We start from the raw sequence: 19,881 nt of genomic DNA on the forward strand, positions 1-19,881 counted from the left end.
GCAGAAGGCCTTCGGCCTGAAGATCGCCGCCCGCATGGGCTATGACCTGAACCGGGGTCGGCTTGACGACACGGTGCATCCGTTCGAGATTTCCTTCACCCGCGATGACGTGCGCATCACCAGCCGCTTTCGCGAAACCTGGGCGCCCGGCGGCATCTTCGCGCTCTGGCACGAGGCGGGGCATGGCATGTATGAACAGGGCGTGGCGCCGGAATTCTCCCGCACGATCTTTGCGACCGACATCGTCAACCTTTACGCGGTCGGCGGTGCCAGCTTCGGGATGCACGAATCGCAGTCACGGCTCTGGGAGAACCGGGTCGGCCGTTCGCGCCGGTTCTGGGCGCTGCATTTCGGCGACCTGCGCGACCGGTTCCCGGCCCAGCTTGCCGATGTCACGGAAGAGGCGTTCTGGCGCGCCGTCAACGCCGTTCGCCCCGGTTTCATCCGGGTCGAGGCCGACGAGCTGACCTACGACATGCACATCATCCTGCGCTCCGAGATCGAGGCGGCGCTGATGGCCGGCGATCTTGGCGTCGCCGACCTGCCCGCCGTCTGGGCCGAGAAGATGCGCGACTACCTGGGGCTCGCGGTGCCGAGCGATACGCTGGGGGTTCTGCAGGATGTGCATTGGTCGCATGGCTATGTCGGCTCCTTTCCCACCTATACGATCGGCAACATCATGTCTTCGCAACTCTTCGCCAAGGCGCAGGAATCCGGCGCGATCGCGACGGGGCTGGAGGCCGGCGACTACGCGCCCCTGCATGGCTGGCTTGCCGAGAACGTCTATCGCCACGGCCGGTCGTCGACGCCGGAAGAGACCCTTCACCGCGTGACCGGCGGCGGGCTCGACCCTGCGCCCTACATCGCGGATCTGACCGCCAAGGTGGAGGCCCTGACGTGAAATCCCCGGAAGCGACCGATCAGCCGGCGGACTGGTCCGCTCAGGCATCCACCGCCGATCTTTTTGATGCGCATCCCGACATCGTGCGGGTCTGCGAGGCCCAGTTCCGATCCTTCGGCCGGCATGAAGCTTTCGCCGGCGCCTGTTCCACCGTGTCGACCTTCGAGGATCACAGGCCGGTCCTGGCGGCGGTCGAGAGCGACGGGCAGGGCCGGGTTCTGGTCGTCGACGGGCACGGTTCGCTGCGCGTCGGTCTGATGGGCGACCGGCTGGCCGGGATCGCGGCGCGGAACGGCTGGCGGGGCGTCGTCATCTACGGGGCAATTCGAGACAGCGCAGGGATTGACCAGCTTGATATCGGCGTCAAGGCGCTTGGCACGACCGCACGGCGAAGCACCGCGCCGGCGCAGGCGACCCGCGACGAGCCTGTCAGTTTCGGTTCCGCGACGTTTTCTCCCGGCGACTGGGTCTATGCCGACCGCGACTGCGTGATCGTGGCGGGCGTGCGGCTGGCCTAGGCTCGACGGATGCCGGCGCGCGGCCGAGGCATGGCGGACCCCGGCGCCACGACCACGCGGCAAGGGTCGCCGAGGCGCAGGTAACGGAATCCGAGGCGCGGGCGAAGCTCGCGCGGCTCAGGGCGCTGCGGGACGAGAGGTTGGGGAGGTAGGGTGCGTGATTTCACGCACCCTTCGCGCGGGAGTGGTGCGTGCGAGCACGCACCCTACGGCTTGTTAGTGCAGCTCGGCGTTTGGCTTCAAAGTCTGTTCTAGTTCTCTTCCGCTTGCGCACTGCACACGCAAAGTCTGAGCGGCACGCAGTGAATGCGGGCCCTACTGCTCCGGCACCAGAATCTCCCGCTTCCCCACATGGTTCGCGGGCGAGACCAGCCCCTCTTCCTCCATCTGCTCCACCAGACGGGCCGCCTTGTTGTAGCCGATGCCGAGCTTCCTCTGGATGTAGCTCGTCGAGACCTTGCGGTCGCGCAGGACGACCTGTACGGCCTGGTCGTAGAGCGCGTCCTCGTTGTCGCCGCCGCCCAGGCCCAGCACCATGTCGATGTCGGCGCCCGCATCCTCGTCCGGGCCCTCGACCACGCCCGACATGTATTCGGGGGGGCCGAAGGACTTCAGGTGGGTCACGATCTCCTCCACCTCCTCATCGCTGACGAAGGGCCCGTGGACGCGGGTGATGCGGGAGCCGCCGGCCATGTAGAGCATGTCGCCCTGGCCCAGAAGCTGCTCCGCCCCCTGTTCGCCGAGGATCGTGCGGCTGTCGATCTTGGAGGTGACCTGGAAGGAAATCCGCGTCGGGAAGTTGGCCTTGATCGTGCCGGTGATGACGTCGACGGAAGGCCGCTGCGTCGCCATGATGAGGTGGATGCCCGAGGCGCGGGCCATCTGGGCAAGGCGCTGGATGCAGGCCTCGATCTCCTTCCCGGCGACCATCATCAGGTCGGCCATCTCGTCGACGATGACGACGATGTAGGGAAGGGCGACGGGCTGGCTTTCCTCCGTCTCGAAGACGGGGTCGCCGGTTTCCTCGTCAAAGCCGGTCTGGACGGTGCGCTTGAACATCTCGCCCTTGGCGAGCGCCTCGCGCACGCGGCCGTTGTAGCCCTCGATGTTGCGCACGCCCATCTTCGACATCTTGCGATAGCGCTCTTCCATCTCACCCACGACCCATTTCAGCGCGACGACGGCCTTCTTGGGGTCGGTGACGACGGGGGAGAGGAGATGCGGGATGCCGTCATAGACGGAAAGCTCCAGCATCTTGGGGTCGATCATGATGAGCCGGCATTCCTCGGGCGTGAGCTTGTAGAGGAGGGAAAGGATCATGGTGTTGATGGCGACGGACTTGCCCGAGCCGGTGGTGCCGGCGATGAGAAGGTGGGGCATCTTGGCGAGGTTGGCGATCACCGGGTCGCCGGCGATGTCCTTGCCGAGGGCAAGCGGCAGGCGGAGGTTCGAGTCGCCATAGTCGCGGGCGGAGAGGATCTCGCGCAGGACCACCTTCTCGCGGAAGGCGTTCGGAAGCTCGATGCCGATGACGGTGCGGCCGGGGACGGTGGAGACGCGGGCGGACAGCGCGGACATGGAGCGCGCGATGTCGTCGGACAGGCCGATGACGCGGGAGGCCTTGAGGCCGGGGGCGGGTTCCAGTTCGTACATGGTGACGACCGGGCCGGGGCGGACGGAGGTGATCTCCCCCTTCACGCCGTAGTCGTCGAGGACGGATTCGAGCATCCGGGCGTTCTCCTCCAGCGCCTCGTTCGAGAGCGGGCGCCGCTGGACGGAGGCGGGGCTGGCGAGGAGCGAGAGCGGGGGGATCTCGTAGGCGGGCGCGGCGTCGTCGAAGCGCAGGCGCGGCTGTGCCTCGGCGAGGGCCTGTTTCGAGGGCGCGGGGGCCTTGCGGGGGGGAAGCTGGACGCGGGCGGTGCCGGCGGCGGCGCGGGGGATGGCGGGACCGTCGCCATCGTCAGCGTCGAGGTCGGCGAAGGCGTTGAGGTCGAAATCCTCATCCCCGGATGCGTCGAGGGGACTTGCGTCGGCGGCAAAGACATTGGCGCCTGGGGCGCGGGCGCCAGCGGACAGCAGCGGTTCCGCGCGGAGGCCGGTGGCCGGGGCGGTCAGCGGCGGCTCGGAGCGGGGTATGGCCGGGGTGCCGGCGCGCGATTTCACGGCATCGGCGATGCGGGCGCGGATACGATCCTCGGAGGGGGCCTCGGCGGTCGCGGCCCAACGCGAGAGGCGCGGCTCGATCAGTTCGGGTTCCGGGTCCAAGGCGAAGTCCGGCTCCACCGCGCGGCGGGCGAGGCCGGCCACGCGGGCGAGGAGCCCGCGCTTTCCGCGGGCGGGCTCGGCGAGGGGGGCATGGCCGTCCGTCGCCGGCTCGCCGTAGCGCGCATCGGCGCGCAGGACCTGCGCCCCGCGGCGCGGCGCAGCGCCGGCATCGGTGAGCTGCATCTCCCTCAGCGCGGCGGATTCGTCGGCGCGGCTGAGGGTGGCCTCGCGGCGGCGTTCGCCCAGCGCCTGCGCACCCCGGATCGAGGCTGCCGCGCCGCGGCCGAGCGCGCGCATCAGCCCGTCGTAGGCGACCACGGTCCCGACGAGGAGGAAGCGCCCGGTGGCCTTCAGGTCCTCGCGGTCGAAACCGAGGACGAAGAGCGCCATGGCAACCGTCGTCACGCCCACGAGAAACGCAAGAAGCTTCAGCCCGAGTGTGGCAGAGATCGGCGCGATACCGAGGATGGCGCCGAGGACCGTGTCGCCAAAGAGCCCGCCGAGGCCGAAGCTGTGCGCCCATCCGGGCCCGGCCACATGGGTCGAGGCATAGACCGACATCAGCGCGACTGCGATCGGGGCGAATATCACGCGCGACAGCGCGCGTTCCTCGCCCCGGTGGGTGACGAAGCGGGCACCCCAGGCCGCGAAGATGACGGCGATCATCCAGGCACCCTGGCCGGCGATGACGAAGAGGGGCGAGGCGAGCGCGGCGCCGAAGCGGCCGAGAAGGTTCCGCGCCGGCTCGTCCGTTGCCGCGAGCCAGGAGGGGTCGTCGGGCGAGTAGCTCAGGAGCATCATCGCCGTCAGGACCCCGAGCCCCAGAAGCACCACGCCAAGAAGCTCCTTCCCGCGCCGTTCGAGCGCCGCCTGGATGTTCTGGTCCAGAAGCGGATCGCGCTGGCGTGCCTGGTAAGATGCCATTCCCTCGTCCCTCAACCGTACAGGCAGGCACGGATCTTTCTCAGACCGCCCTGCATCTCTTCTTTCGGGGCCACCATGGCCACGCGGATGTAGCCCTTGCCCGGATTGTGGCCCGCGACCTCGCGGGCAAGATAGGCGCCGGGGAGCACCCTGACCCCCGTCTCACGCCAGACCCTGATCGCCGCCGCCTCGCCGTCATCGACCGGGAGCCAGAGGAAGAAGCCACCCTCGGGCCCCTGGTAACCCTGCACTCCCGAGAAGACCCGATCGGCCAGGCGGAACTTTTCCTGATAGAGGGCGCGGTTTGCCTCCACATGGGCCTCGTCGCCCCAGGCGCGCTGCGAGACATGCTGCACTGGCAGGGGCAGGGGCGCGCCGCCGTAGGCGCGAAGCTGGCGGAAGCGCGCGATGGCCTCGCGCCCGCCGGCGACAAAGCCGGAGCGGAGCCCGGCGAGGTTCGACCGCTTGGAGAGCGAGTTCATGACGACGACCCGCTCGGGGTCGGCGCCGATCGCGTCGGCGACCTCGAGCGCGCCGACCGGCGGATGGTCGCGCCAGATCTCGGAATAGCATTCGTCGGAGAGCAGGACGAAGTCGTGCCGCTCCGCCAGCCGGATGAGCCCCGCGAGATAGTCGCGCGGCGCCACCGCCCCCTGCGGGTTCGCGGGCGAGCAGACATAGGCCACGCCCACCCGGTCGAGGAGCGCCCTCGGCAGGCCCTCGTAGTCGGGCAGAAAGCCGGTCGCCGCCGTCGCGGGGACGAAGACCGGCTCCGCCCCCACGGCAAGCGCGGCCGCCGCATAGGGCTGGTAGAAGGGGTTCGGCATGAGGACCGCGGGCTGCTGGCCCTGCTTCACCTCCGGGCAGAGCGCCAGGCAGGCGTCGAAGAGCCCTTCGCGCGTGCCGTTCAGCACCATGATACGATCGGGGCCAAGATCGGCGCCGTAGCGCAGGCGAATCCATCCGGCGATGGCGGCGAGGAGGCCGGGCGTGCCCTCGTTCGGAGGGTAGCGGTTGAACTCCGCCATATGGGCATTGAGGATCGGCGCGACGAATTCCGGGATGGCGTGCTGCGGCTCTCCAATCGTCATGGTGACGGGCTCGCCCCCCGCAGGATGCGGGTCGAGGAGTTTCCGCAGACGCGGAAAGGCATATTCCGGAAGGTTCGAGAACCGCTCGGGAAACGTCATTGCTGCCTCAATTGCCGGAGTCGTTCCGCCCCGTTTGAACGCAATCTAGCGGGCCGCGTGCGCGCGGTCCAGAAAAAGCAATGCTTTCCGGGGGCTGGCAGTGGGGAATTGTGGCTTTTCGGCCCCTGCATTGGCGGGACCGCCACGGAACCCTTCAGGCCAGCGCCCGTTCCGCCGCCGCGCCGAGGCGGAGAAGCCGCTCCTCGCCCATCGGGCGACCGAGGAGCATTATCCCGGTCATCGGCACGCCGGTTGGCAAGGTCAGGGCGCAGAGGCCCATGAGACTGCCGATCCGTGTATTGCGAAGCGCCAGCAGGTTCTCGGCGGCGAAGTATGCCTCGTCGGCGAGAAGGCGCTCCGTCTCGGGCGGCAGGTTTGGCGTGGTCGGCAGCAGCACGGCGTCGAAGGCGGCCGTGCGGGTGGCCCAGACCTCGCGCAGCGCGCGGAGCCAGCGCCAGGCGGCGACGAAATCGACCCCCGAGTGCTGGGCGCCGCCGCGGAAGCGTTCGAGGATCGGCGGGTACATCCGCTGCGGCGCGGCCTCGATCTCGGTCCGCCAGGTGGCGTAGGCCTCGGTCGCGGTGAGCGAGCCGGAAAGGCCTAGCGCCTCGGCGATCTCGGGAAACGCGCCACGCACGAGGTTTGCCCCGGCATCGGCAAGGCGTTCGAGTGCATGGTTGAATCCGGCCAGTGGTTCGGGGCGGATGTCCTGGTGCACTACGTTTTCGAGGACGAGGAAGCGGCAACCCTTCAGGGACGCACCCCTGAGATCGGCAGGCTTGCCGCCTTCGAGCGCGGCGAGCAGCAGCGCCGCATCCTCGACCGTGCGGGTCAGCGGACCGGCCGTGTCGAAGCTCTCGCACAAGGGCACGACGCCCTTGAGAGAGAGGCGTCCGGACGTCGTCTTGAGCCCGACGAGGTCATTCCAGGCGGCGGGAATTCGGACCGAGCCGTTGGTATCCGAGCCGATCCCCGACGCCGCGAGGCCGAGGGCGGTCGAGGCCGCCGCGCCGGAGGACGAGCCGCCGGGGGCGAGCGCCGGATCGTGGGCATTGGGTGGCGTCGCCGTCATCGGGTTGAGGCCGAGGCCGGAGAAGGCAAGCTCGGTCATGTGGGTCTTGCCGAGGCAGACGAGGCCCTGTTGGGTGGCGTTGCGCAGGACCGCCGCGTCGGCGGCGGGCACGCGGCCTTCGAGGAGCCGCGAGCCGGCCTCGGTCTCGACGCCGGCGGTGTCGAAGAGGTCCTTCCACGAGATCGGCACCCCGTCGAGGGGCGAGAGACGGAGCCCCGCCCTCGCGCGGCGGGCGGCGGCGGCCGCTTCCTGGAGCGCGCGGTCCTCGGTCAGGCGCGCGTAGATGCGGTCCTTCATGGCATGGGCGCAGATCGCGTCGAGGAATGCGGCGGTGAGTTCCTCGGGGTCGATCTCGCCCCGACCGATCGCCCGGCCGAGGTCGCCCGCGCTCATCTGCCGCCATTCCGCCATGCCCGCCTCCCTGCTTTCTCAGGACGGTAGCGGCAGGCGACCGCATGGACAATCCCGGCCGGGCGGGGATAGTGGAGGTCATGCGTTACGATGCGGATGTGATCATCACCGGCGGCGGGCTGAACGGCCCGGCGCTGGCGCTTGCGCTGGCGCAGGCCGGGCTGCCGGTCACCGTGATCGACGCGCAGCCCGCGACGGCGCGGGCAGAGGCGGATTTCGACGGGCGGGCCTATGCGCTGGCCATCGCCTCGAAGCGGCTTCTGGCGGCGGTGGGGGTCTGGGACCGGCTCGCCCGAGACGCGCAGCCGATCAACGAGATCAAGACCTCGGACGGGCGGCCGGGCGAGGGACCGTCGCGCTTCTTCCTGCATTTCGATTCGGCCGAGATCGAGGAAGGCCCGATGGGCTTCATGGTCGAGGACCGCCACCTCTACGCAGCCTTCCTCGAGGCGATGCGGGCGGAGCCGGCGATCACCCACCTGCCCGCGACGACGGTGACGGGACAGGAGCCGGGGGCCGCGGGGATCACGGTGACGCTTTCGGACGGGCAGAGGCTCACCGGGCGGGTGCTGGCAGGGTGCGATGGTCGGCAGTCGGGGACGGCCACGCGCGCCGGCATCGGGCGGACCGGCTGGGGCTACGGCCAGACCGCGCTCGTCTGCGCGGTGGCGCACGAGCGCCCGCACGGTGGCATCGCGCACCAGTTCTTCATGCCCTCGGGCCCGCTCGCCATCCTGCCGCTGAAGGGCAACCGGTCCTCGATCGTCTGGAGCGAGCGGGACGGGACCGCGAAGGCCATCGCCGCCTTGGGCGACGCGGAGTTCCTTGAGGTTCTGCGGCCCCGGTTCGGCGATTTCCTCGGTGCCGTCACGCTGGCGGGCAAGCGGTTCAGCTATCCCCTGAACCTCACGCTCGCCAATGCCTATGTGGCGTCGCGCGTGGCGCTCGTCGGCGACGCGGCGCATGGCGTCCACCCGATCGCCGGACAGGGCCTGAACCTCGGGTTCCGCGATGTCGGCGCCTTGGCCGAGGTTGTCGTGGAGGCGCACCGGCGTGGCGAGGACATCGGCGCGGAGGATGTGCTCGCTCGGTACCAGAGCTGGCGGCGCTTCGACTCCACGCTGCTCGCGCTCGGGATGGATACGGTCAACCGGCTCTTTTCCAACGACAATCCTCTTCTGCGCGGCGTGCGCGACCTCGGGCTCGGCCTCGTTGGCGCATTGCCGCCGCTGAAACGCGCCTTCATCCGGCAGGCCGCCGGGATCGCGGGAACGCCGCCCCGGCTCTTGCAGGGGCGTGCGATTTAGGCTGCGTCGGCCAACGCGGGCCCCGGCGCACAAGGGTGACGGACCGCGCCTGGCCTGGAGGAGCGAGTCAGCGGGCGCGGTCCGTCTCTGCGCCCCGGGGCGCAGATGCCGATGCGGTGCCCGGGGGCACCTGGGCAGGTCACGCCCCGCCCGGACCTCCCCGCCCGACGATACGGTGCAAGAGCGCGAGCGGCAGGCAGCGGCCGAGCGTGAAGAGCCATGCGAAGGGAGCGGGAAAGTCCGCGCGGAAGCGCGAGGACCGCATCAGCGCGACGACGCGGGCGGCGGCATCCTCGGGTTCCATCAGTTGCGGCATGGCAAAGGCGTTCTTCGCGGTCAGCCGCGTGCGGATGAAGCCCGGATTGGCGATCTGGACCCTCACGCCGGTCCCGCGCAAGTCGGCGCTCATCGTCTCGGCGAGGCTGAGCAGTGCCGCCTTCGACGCACCGTATCCGATCGCCCCCGGCAGACCACGGTGGGCGGAGAGGGAGCCGACGATGACGACATGGCCCGTGCCACGCCGCACCATTCCGGGCACGACCTGGCCGAGAAGACGCAAGGCGCCCACGAAGTTCACCTCGGCGATCGCGGCAGCCTCCTCCGGGTTCCAGGCGGCGGCCGTCATCGGTTCGTAGCGCCCTGCAGCGTAGATCACGCCGTCCACGACGCCCGCTTCCGCCACGGCGCAGGCGACGGCCGCCGCATCTGTCACGTCGAATGGCAGGACACGCGCCCCTCCCGCCTCCGCCGCCAGCCGCGACAGCCTGCCGGCACTGCGGGCAGACAGGACGAGCCGCGCGCCCTCGCGCGAAAGCGCCAGCGCCAGCGCCCGGCCGAGCCCCTCGCTTGCCCCCACGATCCAGTAGGTCCGCCCCGAAAGCGCGGTCACGGGGCCGGCCGGATCGTGGCGACGAGTTCGGCCACCTTCACGCCGAACTTCCGCATCTCGGACCGGTTCATGATGGTGCCGTTCTCCATCAGGTAGAGCCAGTCCGTCGCGTCGAGCACATGGCCGCCCGAGGCTTCGGGGAGCCGGATCCTGTAAGTCAGGTGCGCCACCGCGCCCGCCTGCTCCCCTGCCGCGGTGCCGATGATGTCGGCGGCGGTTGCGGTGAACCGTCCGTCCGGCGCGACTGCCAGGGTCCAGCGGCGATCCTGCACCGCGCCGTTGGCATACTGGAAGCTTTCCGAAAGCGTGCCGCGGTCACCCTCCCATGTGCCGTGCATGACGGCCACGAAGCGGGTGGCGGCGCGCCCGTCAGGACCGAAGATCACTCCTTCGGAGAGGAGCCGGCCCGAGAGGTGCTGGCGGATGTCCATCTTAGGCCCGGTGTCGGCGTAGTCTGTGATCTTCTGCGCGGCGAAGCTGAAGAAGGCACGCTGGACGAGAACGGCGGTGAGCGCGGCGAGCGCGAGGAACAGCAGGGTCTTCATGTCCGTGCTCCGGGCAGAGGCTGGAAGATCAGGAGCGCGATGACGCCGAGCTTCAGGAGGCAGGGCAGCACGGCATAGGCGAAGGTGAGCGTGGCGAGGGCGCCGTCGCCGTTCGGGCCGCCGGGCGTGTAGCCCCGGATCTCGAGGAGGGGCAGCGCAAGGGCGGCAGCGGCGGCGAGGGCAAGCTTGGAGGCCACGGCCCAAAGGCCGAACGCCTGGCCGGCGGGCAGGCCCGCACGGTCGAGCGCCGCGGCGAAAAGCGCCGGCAGGATCACCATGTCGGCGCCGAGTGCCGCGCCGGAGGCCGCCGAGATGAGCGCGAAGGCAAGCGCGTCGCCGGGACCGAGAGTCACGGCACCGGCGAAGGCGAGGACCGCGAGGCTCATGCCCGCCAGAAGGCTCGCGCGCGGCCCGATCCGCCCCGCCAGGGCGCCCCAGAGCGGGGCGGACAGGCCGGCGGCGGCGAAGAAGAGGATCAGGAACGGCCCGGCGAGGGCCGGCAGCGCGAGGCGGTCCTCGACGAAAAAGAGAAAGAGCGTGGAGGTGAGTGCCACCGGCGTCGCATTGAGGAGCGCGAGCAGTAGTAGCCCGCCCGCGCCCGAGCTTCGCAGGCTGGCGAGCGAGAGCGGCGCGATGGACCGGCGCGCCGGCCCCCAGAGCGGGCGCGTGACGGCCCAGATGCCTAACGCGAGCGCGGCGAGAAGGAACCCGAAGGCAACATAGGCGCGGTCTGACCCGAGCAGCGCGGCAAGGGCGGAGGGAGCCGCAGCGGCGAGGATGACCCCGGCGAGAAGGCCCGCCTCGCGCGCGCCGGCGAGGCCGAAGTGGCCGCCGCCCGCCCCGGCCAGCGCCACGCCCTGCCCGTAGAGCAGGATCGTGGCGAGGCTGAAAGCCGTGAAGAGCAGCATGAGCGAGAGGGCGAGCCAGAGCGCCGGGGCAGTTGGCGGAGCGAGCGAGAAGAGCATCACGAATCCCGCCGCGAGGCCGGCCGCGGCAAGCGCCGCGAAGCCGCCGCGCGCCACGGGGAAGCGGTCTACCAGCCGGCCGAGGAACGGGTCCTGCACGAGGTCGAAGATCCTGAGCGCGATGAGCAGGGCGCCGAGCGTCCCGAGCGAAAGCCCCAGTTCGCTGCCGGCGAAGCGCGGCAGGTGGATGTAGAGCGGCAGGCCGGCGGTCGCCAGCATCGCCGCGAAGGCACCGGTGCGCAACAGCGTCGCCCGGTCGGGCGCGGAATGGACGCGGGCCGCGGGCATCAGCTTACCTCTCGCTCGGGCGGCGACGGGCGCGGCCGGAAGGGCGCCCGCTTCATCCAGAGCTTCAGCGCCTGCCAGTGGATGAGCGCGACCGTGCGAAGCGCGCCCGCCGGCCGGCGGAATCCGGCGGCGAGTAGCGAGCGGCTTGTCAGGGGACGGCGGGGCCCTGCGAGCGTGGCGAAAAGGCCCTCTTCGCCGTGGCGGAAGGCGATGGTTATGGCGATCCGGTCCGGGGCGAGGAGGAAACCGAAGGTGTATCCACCCGCGACCTTCTGGAATGGCGAGACATGGAATATCTTCGCCGCCTCGATCCTGTCGGCCGGGCCGATCGGCGCATAGCCGGGGTTGGCGCAGAGGTAGCTGTGGCGATCGCCGAAGGTGTTGTTGACCTCGGCGATGACGGCCACAAGTTCCCCTCGCCTGAGCGCGAGCCAGAAGGACACGGGGTTGAAGCCGTAGCCCATGAAGCGCGGCTGGGTGAGGAGCAGGAGCCGGTCGTAGCCCGCGCGCGGCAAGCCGCGGGTCTCGAGCACCCGGTGCGCCCATCCCGCCCCCTGCCCTGCCCGGCGCGGGCCGCCGTGGTCGCGGTCGTGGACGGCGGCGAGGTTGAAGCGGTTGCGCGAGAAAAGCCGCGGGCCCGACCGAACCGCCGGGTCGATCAGCACGTAATCCACCCCGTAGCGGAAGGCATTGGCAATGCTGCCCCGCCGCGCGTGGGTCGTGTGCCCCGCAATGTGTTCCGGGGCGAAGATCATGCCGGCTGAGGCTCCATCGCCTCGGCGATGCGGACCGCGCTTGCAAAGCCGTCCTCGTGAAAGCCGTAGCGTGTCCAGGCGCCGGCGAACCATGTCCGGTTCTTGCCCTGGATCGCGCCCAACTCCGCCTGCGCCGCAAAGGCGGCGGTGTCGAAGACGGGATGGCGGAAGACCGTGTCGTCATAGACGAGATGGTCCGGGATCTCGTCGGCGGGGTTCAGCGAGATGAACATCGGGTCGTCCGCGGGGATGTTCTGCAGCTTGTTCATCCAGTAGGTGACGCCGATCCGCGTGGCGGGCCGGCGGGTATCGGCGCGGTAGACCCAGCTTGACCAGCAGCGGCGGCGGCGCGGCATCTGCCCGGCATCGGCATGGAGGACGACACGATTGTCCTGATAGCGCAGGCGCGACAGGATGTGCCGTTCCTCGGCGGTGGGCTGGGAGAGAAGGCGCAGCGCCTGGTCGGAGTGGCAGGCGAGGATGACCTCGTCGAAGCGTTCGGGTTCGGCCTTGCCGGTATGCACCATCGGCCCGAGGGCGTCGCGGCTGACCGCGCGGACCGGAGTGCCGGGGCGAAGGTCGCAGCCCGTGGCCGCGAGGCGCGCCTGAAGCCGGCGGACATATTCCACGCTGCCGCCATCGACCGTCCACCACTGGTGCTGTCCCCAGGCCGAAAGGAGCGCGTGGTTGCGGAAGAAGTTCACCAGCGCGCGGGCCGGAAACTGGCCGATCCGGTCGGTCGGCGTCGACCAGATCGCGCCGCAGATCGGCATGAGGTAGTAGTGCCGGAACCAGGGGCCGAGCCGTAGCCGGTCGACGAGATCGGCGATGGTCATCGTGTCGTCCTTGACCGCGGCTTCGGCCTGCGCATTGAATCGGAAGATGTCACGGAGCATCCTGAGGTAGGACGGCCTCAGCGCGTTACGCCTCTGCGCGGTGATGGCCGAGAGGTTCATCAGCCCGTATTCCACGCGGCCCCCGTCGATCGTCGCGCCGAAACTCATGCAACTCTTGGCGACCGGCACGTCAAGATCGGCAAACATCTCGGTCAGGTGCGGATAGTTGACGTAATTGAAGACGATGAAGCCGGTATCGACAGTCTGGTCCCCGCGTCGCCCGGCGATCACCGTCCGCGCATGCCCGCCGAGCCGCGACTCCGCCTCGAAGAGTGTGACGCGGTGGCGGGGCGCCAGCCGGTAGGCGGCGGCAAGGCCGGACACGCCGCCGCCGATCACGGCGATCCGCCTGCCGGCGAGGGGGGGGGCATCAAAGGACATTCATGAACTCCCGGAGTTTCGCCTTTCTACGCATCCCCCCGCCGTCCGGATCACTCTTTTTGTGATCCATCCTCGCAGTCCCTCCGTATCAGGAGCATGTTGAACCTCGACCCGATGCCTGCGACAGTCGCCCCCGTCACGTGCCGCGCCAACGCGGCCGGACTGGTCATGGCCAGACAGGCGGGTGGGCGGCGGATGCCGGACAGGTCGGGGATAAAGGCTGAGGCCGGAACGGAACAGGCGACCCGCGCAGCCACAGATACGGGGGCGCAGACCGCCTGGATGATCGCGGTCAGGGACCGCCGCGACCGGGCGGCTTTCGCCCGGCTCTTTGACTTTTATGCGCCCCGGCTCAAGGCGGTGGCGATGCGGTCGGGCGCGAGTGCGGCGGAGGCAGAGGACATCGTTCAGGACGTGATGCTCTCCGTCTGGCAGAACGCCCACCAGTTCGACGCAGCCCGCGCGCCGGTTGCGGGATGGATCTACCGCATTGCCCGCAACCGCCAGATCGACCTCGCCCGCCGCAAGCGGCGGCCGGAGCCCGAGGAACTGACGGTCGAGGTGGACCCGAGCCCCGATTCCGACCAGATCCTCGGCCTCGAGCAGGAGGCGGCGGCACTGCGCAACGCGCTGGCGCGGCTGAAGCCGGAACAGCGGCAGATGATCGAGCGGGCCTATCTCGGCGAACTGACCCATGTCGAGATCCGTGACACGACCGGTCTGCCGCTCGGAACCATCAAGGCAAGGATAAGGCTCGGGATGGACAGGCTCCGTCACGAGCTTCAGGGACTTCGCAGGAAATGAACGAAATCAGGCACCATGTTCCCGACCCGATGATGCGCGACTACGCGACGGGCGCACTCGACTATCCTTTCGGACTTGTCGTGGCGTCGCACGTCTCGCTCTGCGACGAGTGCCGTGCTCGGCTTCACTCCCAAGAGGCGCTCGGCGGTGCGGCGCTGGAGGAGGCGGCGGCCGCGGACCTGTCCTCTGGCCTGCGTGCGGCTGTGCTCTCCCGGCTCGACGCCGCTCCGCCGGCGCCCGCCGCACCTCCGCGCCGGTCGGGTATCTATCCCGGGCCGCTGGTCGAGGCGCTGAAGGGTGCCCCGCCGCGCTGGAAGTCGCTCGGTCTCGGCGTCCGGCAGTGCATCCTGCACGCGGGGGCGGAGGGCAGCGTGCGACTGCTCCACATCCCCGCCGGCCAGGCGGTGCCGGAGCACGGTCATAACGGGATCGAACTGACGCTCGTGCTGCAAGGCAGCTTCGTCGACGAGACGGACCGCTTCGGCGTGGGCGATCTGGAGGTCGCGGACAACGACCTGACCCACGTGCCCGTGGCTGGACCCGGCGCGCCCTGCATCTGCCTCGCGGCGACGGACGCGCCCCTGCGGTTCAAGGGCCTCATGCCGCGGCTGACCCAGAGGCTCTTTCGCATCTGAAGGCGCGGTCCGGCGCCCTCGCCCCCTCACTCCAGCCGGCGGACATGGCGGGTACGCCACCGGAATGCGATTATCGCGATCGCCGCCCAGACCGCGGTGCGAATCCCCATCGCGCCCAGGGTGCGGCCCATCCACGCCCCGCCCTGAACGATATGCCAGAGGAACCCCAGAAAGATGATCGCCGTTGCCAGTGCGATGGCACCTGCGAGCCCTCCTGCCCATGTCGCCCCGCGCCAGAGACCGTAACCGGCGGCGATATAGGCAAATCCGGCGACGTAGTTGAACCAGAGCACGAATGGCACCACACCGGGCCCTGGGGCAATCAAGGCCCGCGCGCCCGAAATGATGGTGATTGCGCCGAAGATCACGGCCACAGCGGCTGCGATGGTCAGAATGCGGGGGCGTTCAGGCATGAATTCCTCATCTTGTCACAGGACGGGCCGCGGCGGGCCTCACCGTTGATGGACAGAAGTTCCCCGCGCGTCGGCGAGCGCCGGACAGCTCTGTCCGGGTGCTCCTGGAACCAAGGTGCGGACAGGGGATCGGTGGACGCGTGCGTGGCCAGCCAGCCAGCCCAATGCTCGGGCGTCCCGCCAGGAGCGCCGGCATGCTTGACGGCAACCTGGCAGTGCCGCTTGTCCTGACTTGCGGGCTCATCCGGGTTTCCTTCGTGACGAGCAAAAGTTGCAGTTGCCGCGCGGCGACCGGTTTCCCGCGTCTTCGGCAAGGCAAGAGCCGGTGATTTCGATCCCGGGATCATCCGGTCACGCTCATGGACCGACGGAAAAGCGCGAGGCTCGCGCCGAAGAACGCCGCCCCCAGCCCCGCCATCAGTGCCAGTTGCGGCCAGACGGCATCGAGTCCGGCGCCACGGAACGCCACTGCCTTGGCGAAGGCAAGGAAGTGCCGCGAGGGCAGCGCCAGTGTCAGCTTCTGCACGAGGTCGGGCTGGCTTTCCACGGCACCCATGCCGCCCGAAAGCATGATGACCGGGATGATCACCATGATTACCAGAAGCGCGAATTGCGCCATGCTTCGCGCGAGTGTGCCCAGAAGCATTCCGATTGCTGCTGCAGCCCAAAGGTAGACCGCGGCCCCGCTCACCAGCAGCGGCATCGAGCCCGCCACAGGAACGTCCAGCACCCCCCGGACGACGATCAGCAAGGACCCGGTGAAGGCCGCCAGCACCACGACCATCGTCGCCAGCACCTTGGACACCGCCACTTCGGCCGGGCTGAGCGGCATGACCATCAGATGCTCGATCGTGCCGTGTTCGCGTTCGCGCAACATGGCCGCACCAGTCAGGGCGATGGTGAGGACGGACAGCTGATTGAGCAGGGATGACATCGCCTTGAACCAGACCGGGTTGCCATTGGGGTTGAAGGCGCGCCGCAGTTCCAGCCCCAGACCGGGCGGTGCGGCTTCAGGGCTGGCGGCCAGGAACACCCGCGCCTCCTGCTGGACGATATTGCGCAGATAGTCGGTGCCAAGCTGCGCCTGCGACACCGCCGTCGCATCCGCCAGAAGCTGCGCGGTGGGCGCCCGACCCGCAAGGGCATCGGCGGCAAAGCGCGGCGGGAAGGACAGGACGAACATGACCTCACCCCGGTCCATCGCGGCGGCGGCCTGATCGGCGGTCATCTCGACCGGCGCCTGGAACCAGGGCGGCATCAGCGCATCCGAGATCTGACGCGACAGGGGCGAGCGGTCCTCGTCCACGATGGCGATGGAGGCATTGCGCACCGTGTCGCCCGCGCCCTGCGCCTCGAGCATGACGGCCACGACGAAGGACCAGGCAATCAAGATCACCATGACCGGGTCGCCAAGGACGCTTTTCAGCTCTTTCCCGGTCAGCCAGAAAGTATTGATCAGGGGGCGCATCTACCTCTCCTGCTTTTTCAGGATGGCGATCGCGATCCCGGTGAAGACGGGCCCGAACACCGCAAGCCGCACAAGCGCGCCGCTGAGGTCGGCGAAGCCCAGACCCTTGGTGTAGCTCCCTACGCTCGCCATCATGTACCATGTTGTGGGCCAGAGGCTGCCCATGACGCGCGCCGGGCCTTCGAGCGACGAGACCGGCGTCAGCATCCCCGAGAACTGCAAGGTCGGCATCACCGACAGCACCGTGCTGGCGAAGACCGCGGTGACCTGGGTCGACGTCATCATCGAGACCATGAGGCCGAAGCCAGTTGCCGCAACGACATAGACGAGCGTTGCGAGCACCAGAACCAGCGGACTGCCACGCAAAGGCACCCCCAGCACCAGCACCACCAGCGCCGTCAGGATGGCGAAGTTCAGAAGCGCGATGCCGATGTAGACAAGCTGCTTGCCGATGAGGAATTCGGCCCGACCCGTCGGCGTGACGTAGAAATTGGTAATCGTGCCGATCTCCTTCTCCCGCGCCACGCTGACCGCCATCAGGATGGCCGGGAACAGCAACAGCAGGAGCGGTGGAATCGACGGCCCGATCGACGGCAGGCTGGCCATGTCAGGGTTGTAGCGAAAGCGCGGCTCCAGCGTGACGGGGGGCGGCATCTGCGCCTCGGCCCGCCCCGGTGCGATCCCGGCCAGTGCCGACCCATGCGCGCCCGACACATAACTTTCGATCGTGCCGGCGCGCGCCGTATCCGCGCCGTCGATCGTGGCGGCAACGGCATTGCCATGGCCGCCCCGCAGATCGGCGCCGAACCGGGGCGGGATTTCCAGCGCCAGCGCCAGTTCGCCACTGGTCATCCGGTCGTCCAGCGCCTGCACGTCCAGGATCGGCGATTTCAGCTTGAACCAGGGGGAATCGCGATAGGCCGAGACATAGGCTCGGCTCGCGGGGCTGTCGTCATGGTCGAGGACGGCAAAGGGAATGTCGCGCACCTCCTGCGAAATGCCGAAGGACATGACCAGCAGCAAAAGCGCGCTGCCGAGAAAGGCGAAGGCCAGCCGCACCGGATCGCGGCGCACTTGCATTGCCTCGCGCGAGGTGAAGGCCAGAAGCCGGCCAAGGCTGAAACCCGCCGCATCAGGAGAAGTTGCCGCTTTGGCTGTCAGTGCTGGCGGCGCTTCGGTTTCCGGAGGCAGTTCGGCGGCCATATAGGCGATAAAGGCCTCCTCCAGCGAGGCGGCACCGCTGTCCTCCACGATCTTCTCAGGCCGGTCCGACACCAGAACTCGTCCTGCATGCATGAGCGAGATGCGGTCGCAACGCATCGCCTCGTCCATGAAATGGGTCGAGATGAAGATCGTCACCTTGTCATTCCGCGACAGGTCGAGGAGAAGGCGCCAGAAATCGTCGCGTGCCTGCGGATCGACGCCCGAGGTCGGTTCGTCCAGGATCAGGATTTCGGGGGAATGGATCACCGCCACCGCCAGCGACAGCCGCTGCCGCAGCCCCAGCGGCAAATCGCCCGCCTTCTGGCCCATGTGCTCGGTCAGACCAAAGCGGGGCACAAGGTCGGCCAGGCGTGCCGCAGAGAGCGCGGGCCCCAGATGGTAGAGTCGCGCGTGAAGGACAAGGTTTTCCTGCACCGTCAGCTCGCCATAAAGCGAGAAGGATTGCGACATGAATCCCACGCGGGCCCGCGCCTCCATCCCCTGATCGGCAACGGGCTGGCCGAAGATCCACGCCTCTCCCTCGGTCGCGGGCAGAAGGCCGGTCAGCATCTTCATTGTCGTTGTCTTGCCGCATCCGTTCGAGCCGAGAAAGCCGAATATCTCGCCCCGGGAGATGTCGAAGCTGACGGAATCGACAGCCGTGAAGTCGCTGAACCGGCGGGTAAGCCCGCGCGCACGGATGGCGATCTCGCCGCCTTCGGGCAGATCGGCCGGGCGAGGTGCGGCAGGCGGGGACGCATGCTCGTCCGCATTCGTCTGCCGCATGAGCGCGACATAGGCATCGCCGACCGTGGCTGTGCCCGTCCTTGCCATCAGTTCGGCCGGCGGGCCCTCGGCCAGCACGCGACCGCCGTCCATCGCCACCAGGTGGTCGAAGAGAGCGGCTTCTTCCATGTAGGCGGTCGAGACGAGTACGCTCATCTCCGGACGGTCGGCACGGATCGCCGCAATCAGATCCCAGAACTGTCGGCGCGACAGGGGGTCCACCCCGGTCGTGGGTTCGTCAAGCAGCAGGAAATCCGGGTCATGGATCAGCGAGGAGCACAGCCCCAGCTTCTGTTTCATTCCCCCCGACAGCTTTCCCGCCGGACGGTCGAGGAAAGGATGGAGCCCGGTGGCCCGGGTCAACCGTTCGATCCGTGCGCGGCGCTCGGCACGGCCAAGAGCGAAGAGCTTGCCGAAGAACTCCATGTTCTCGCGTACCGAAAGGTCGTGGTAGAGGTTGCGTCCCAACCCCTGCGGCATGAAGGCGATGCGCCCGCCCATGGTTGTGCGGTGGCGTGCCTTGGCCATGCTGCCGCCAAGACAGGTTACCTTGCCCTGCTGAAGTCGCTTGGCCCCGGCGATCAGGCCCATCAGCGTCGATTTGCCCACGCCGTCCGGACCGATCAGCCCGACCATCCGTCCGGCAGGAAGATCGAGCGTCAGATCAGAGAGCGCCACCACCTTGCCATAGCGATGGGTGACGCGGCCGACCCGCGCCACGGGTTCGACCACGCCGTTCATGGCTGCGCCGCCGCCGGCACGCCGAGAACCGGCGGGGTCAGGCCATCCGGCCAGGCGGCCAGACGGCCGTCCGGGGCGGCAAGACGCACCCAGGCAACGCCGCGTACGCCGGTCTTGGCCTGATCCACCCGCGCAAGCACGAATTCCGGCGGGATCCGCACCCGGACACGGAACATCAGGCTTTCACGCTCGCTCAGCGTCTCGACCTGCTTCGGCGTGAACTGCGCTTGCGGCGAGACAAAGGTCACCGTCGCGGGGACAGACTGATCAGGCATGATGTCCGCCACAATCCGCGCCTCGTCGCCAATGACGACGCGCGGGGCGTCGGTCGCAGGCAGGAAGAACTCCATGTAGACTTCGTCGAGGTCGATCAGCGTCAGTATCTTGCCGCCACCGGCGACGATCTCTCCGGGCCGGGCGAGGCGATAGAGAACGCGCGCGGGTCCGGAGGCGTGGAGCGTCGCGTCGGCAATGCGTTCTGCGATCTCGGACCGGGCCGCCAGTTCGGCCTCGACGGAACGTTC

The 19,881-nt window shown here is 69.0% G+C and carries 16 protein-coding genes and 1 pseudogene; 5 read left to right on the forward strand and 12 right to left on the reverse strand.

The features are described from left to right. Both ACMUOO_RS11285 and rraA read left to right on the forward strand, forming a co-directional pair. Nucleotides 1-901: pseudogene (locus ACMUOO_RS11285) on the forward strand (carboxypeptidase M32); the annotation flags it as partial. Further along, the gene (rraA, locus tag ACMUOO_RS11290) at nt 898-1,419 is read left to right on the forward strand and encodes a ribonuclease E activity regulator RraA (RefSeq protein ID WP_301917701.1); all 522 of its coding nucleotides are present in this window, start codon (nt 898-900) and stop codon (nt 1,417-1,419) included. The pseudogene ACMUOO_RS11285 and the gene rraA, both read left to right, overlap by 4 nt. A gap of 315 nt (nt 1,420-1,734) precedes the next feature. Here rraA and ACMUOO_RS11295 read toward each other — a convergent pair whose 3' ends face one another. The 3 genes from ACMUOO_RS11295 to ACMUOO_RS11305 all read right to left on the reverse strand — a co-directional run bounded on the left by ACMUOO_RS11295 (nt 1,735) and on the right by ACMUOO_RS11305 (nt 7,281). Then, nucleotides 1,735-4,608 carry a DNA translocase FtsK 4TM domain-containing protein gene (locus ACMUOO_RS11295; RefSeq protein WP_413855264.1) on the reverse strand — a complete coding sequence of 958 codons (2,874 nt, stop codon included), beginning with the start codon at nt 4,606-4,608 and terminating at the stop codon, nt 1,735-1,737. A gap of 11 nt (nt 4,609-4,619) precedes the next feature. Next, on the reverse strand, nt 4,620-5,798 hold the full coding sequence (locus ACMUOO_RS11300; protein ID WP_301917703.1) for an aminotransferase class I/II-fold pyridoxal phosphate-dependent enzyme: 1,179 nt from the start codon (nt 5,796-5,798) through the stop codon (nt 4,620-4,622). A gap of 154 nt (nt 5,799-5,952) precedes the next feature. Next, nucleotides 5,953-7,281 (reverse strand): amidase, encoded by a 1,329-nt coding sequence (locus tag ACMUOO_RS11305; protein ID WP_301917704.1) that lies wholly within the window; start codon nt 7,279-7,281, stop codon nt 5,953-5,955. Between the two features lie 80 nt (nt 7,282-7,361). On the opposite strand from ACMUOO_RS11305, the gene ACMUOO_RS11310 reads away from it, so the two are divergent. Next, a complete protein-coding gene (locus ACMUOO_RS11310; RefSeq protein WP_413855267.1) occupies nt 7,362-8,588 on the forward strand; it encodes an FAD-dependent monooxygenase in 1,227 nt (408 codons plus the stop codon). Between the two features lie 139 nt (nt 8,589-8,727). Here ACMUOO_RS11310 and ACMUOO_RS11315 read toward each other — a convergent pair whose 3' ends face one another. From ACMUOO_RS11315 to ACMUOO_RS11335, 5 genes are read right to left on the reverse strand one after another with little or no spacing between them, the layout of a single operon-like run. Next, entirely contained in the window at nt 8,728-9,477 is a 750-nt protein-coding gene (locus tag ACMUOO_RS11315) for an SDR family NAD(P)-dependent oxidoreductase (protein ID WP_301917706.1), read from the reverse strand. After that, on the reverse strand, nt 9,474-10,022 hold the full coding sequence (locus tag ACMUOO_RS11320) for a DUF3833 domain-containing protein (protein ID WP_301917707.1): 549 nt from the start codon (nt 10,020-10,022) through the stop codon (nt 9,474-9,476). Before ACMUOO_RS11320 ends, ACMUOO_RS11315 begins: the two co-directional genes overlap by 4 nt. Further along, nucleotides 10,019-11,275, reverse strand: a complete 1,257-nt coding sequence (locus tag ACMUOO_RS11325) for an MFS transporter (RefSeq protein ID WP_301917708.1) — start codon at nt 11,273-11,275, stop codon at nt 10,019-10,021. The genes ACMUOO_RS11320 and ACMUOO_RS11325 overlap by 4 nt, the downstream gene beginning before the upstream one ends. After that, on the reverse strand, nt 11,275-12,030 hold the full coding sequence (locus tag ACMUOO_RS11330; RefSeq protein WP_301917709.1) for a DUF1365 domain-containing protein: 756 nt from the start codon (nt 12,028-12,030) through the stop codon (nt 11,275-11,277). The genes ACMUOO_RS11325 and ACMUOO_RS11330 overlap by 1 nt, the downstream gene beginning before the upstream one ends. Then, nucleotides 12,027-13,307: an NAD(P)/FAD-dependent oxidoreductase gene (locus ACMUOO_RS11335; RefSeq protein WP_301917710.1), complete on the reverse strand. Its 1,281-nt coding sequence runs from the start codon at nt 13,305-13,307 to the stop codon at nt 12,027-12,029. Before ACMUOO_RS11335 ends, ACMUOO_RS11330 begins: the two co-directional genes overlap by 4 nt. Before the next feature lie 168 nt (nt 13,308-13,475). Here ACMUOO_RS11335 and ACMUOO_RS11340 point away from each other — a divergent pair, with 168 nt between their 5' ends. Both ACMUOO_RS11340 and ACMUOO_RS11345 read left to right on the forward strand, forming a co-directional pair. Then, nucleotides 13,476-14,111: a sigma-70 family RNA polymerase sigma factor gene (locus ACMUOO_RS11340; RefSeq protein ID WP_413855270.1), complete on the forward strand. Its 636-nt coding sequence runs from the start codon at nt 13,476-13,478 to the stop codon at nt 14,109-14,111. Next, nucleotides 14,108-14,746, forward strand: coding sequence for a ChrR family anti-sigma-E factor (locus ACMUOO_RS11345; RefSeq protein WP_301917712.1), 639 nt, complete (start codon nt 14,108-14,110; stop codon nt 14,744-14,746). The genes ACMUOO_RS11340 and ACMUOO_RS11345 overlap by 4 nt, the downstream gene beginning before the upstream one ends. A gap of 26 nt (nt 14,747-14,772) precedes the next feature. Here ACMUOO_RS11345 and ACMUOO_RS11350 read toward each other — a convergent pair whose 3' ends face one another. The 4 genes from ACMUOO_RS11350 to ACMUOO_RS11365 all read right to left on the reverse strand — a co-directional run. Then, nucleotides 14,773-15,159: a hypothetical protein gene (locus tag ACMUOO_RS11350; protein WP_301917713.1), complete on the reverse strand. Its 387-nt coding sequence runs from the start codon at nt 15,157-15,159 to the stop codon at nt 14,773-14,775. Between the two features lie 343 nt (nt 15,160-15,502). Then, nucleotides 15,503-16,627, reverse strand: a complete 1,125-nt coding sequence (locus tag ACMUOO_RS11355) for an ABC transporter permease (RefSeq protein ID WP_413855273.1) — start codon at nt 16,625-16,627, stop codon at nt 15,503-15,505. Next, nucleotides 16,628-19,357 carry a ribosome-associated ATPase/putative transporter RbbA gene (rbbA, locus tag ACMUOO_RS11360; RefSeq protein ID WP_413855275.1) on the reverse strand — a complete coding sequence of 910 codons (2,730 nt, stop codon included), beginning with the start codon at nt 19,355-19,357 and terminating at the stop codon, nt 16,628-16,630. After that, nucleotides 19,354-19,881: HlyD family secretion protein (locus ACMUOO_RS11365; protein ID WP_413855277.1), on the reverse strand; the 528-nt coding region annotated here is incomplete at its 5' end. The genes rbbA and ACMUOO_RS11365, both read right to left, overlap by 4 nt.

Origin of the sequence: Albidovulum sp., from assembly GCF_041919395.1 — a bacterium.
In the GTDB taxonomy this organism is placed as follows: domain Bacteria; phylum Pseudomonadota; class Alphaproteobacteria; order Rhodobacterales; family Rhodobacteraceae; genus Albidovulum.

What these genes read in the sequence shown, in the direction of transcription:
- rbbA (WP_413855275.1), bottom strand. Translation starts at nt 19,357, where the DNA reads ATGAACGGCGTGGTCGAACCCGTGGCGCGGGTCGGCCGCGTCACCCAT.
- ACMUOO_RS11320 (WP_301917707.1), bottom strand. Translation starts at nt 10,022, where the DNA reads ATGAAGACCCTGCTGTTCCTCGCGCTCGCCGCGCTCACCGCCGTTCTC.
- ACMUOO_RS11295 (WP_413855264.1), bottom strand. Translation starts at nt 4,608, where the DNA reads ATGGCATCTTACCAGGCACGCCAGCGCGATCCGCTTCTGGACCAGAAC.
- ACMUOO_RS11310 (WP_413855267.1), top strand. Translation starts at nt 7,362, where the DNA reads ATGCGTTACGATGCGGATGTGATCATCACCGGCGGCGGGCTGAACGGC.
- ACMUOO_RS11305 (WP_301917704.1), bottom strand. Translation starts at nt 7,281, where the DNA reads ATGGCGGAATGGCGGCAGATGAGCGCGGGCGACCTCGGCCGGGCGATC.
- ACMUOO_RS11350 (WP_301917713.1), bottom strand. Translation starts at nt 15,159, where the DNA reads ATGCCTGAACGCCCCCGCATTCTGACCATCGCAGCCGCTGTGGCCGTG.
- ACMUOO_RS11325 (WP_301917708.1), bottom strand. Translation starts at nt 11,275, where the DNA reads ATGCCCGCGGCCCGCGTCCATTCCGCGCCCGACCGGGCGACGCTGTTG.
- ACMUOO_RS11345 (WP_301917712.1), top strand. Translation starts at nt 14,108, where the DNA reads ATGAACGAAATCAGGCACCATGTTCCCGACCCGATGATGCGCGACTAC.
- ACMUOO_RS11300 (WP_301917703.1), bottom strand. Translation starts at nt 5,798, where the DNA reads ATGACGTTTCCCGAGCGGTTCTCGAACCTTCCGGAATATGCCTTTCCG.
- ACMUOO_RS11355 (WP_413855273.1), bottom strand. Translation starts at nt 16,627, where the DNA reads ATGCGCCCCCTGATCAATACTTTCTGGCTGACCGGGAAAGAGCTGAAA.
- ACMUOO_RS11340 (WP_413855270.1), top strand. Translation starts at nt 13,476, where the DNA reads ATGGCCAGACAGGCGGGTGGGCGGCGGATGCCGGACAGGTCGGGGATA.
- ACMUOO_RS11335 (WP_301917710.1), bottom strand. Translation starts at nt 13,307, where the DNA reads ATGTCCTTTGATGCCCCCCCCCTCGCCGGCAGGCGGATCGCCGTGATC.
- ACMUOO_RS11330 (WP_301917709.1), bottom strand. Translation starts at nt 12,030, where the DNA reads ATGATCTTCGCCCCGGAACACATTGCGGGGCACACGACCCACGCGCGG.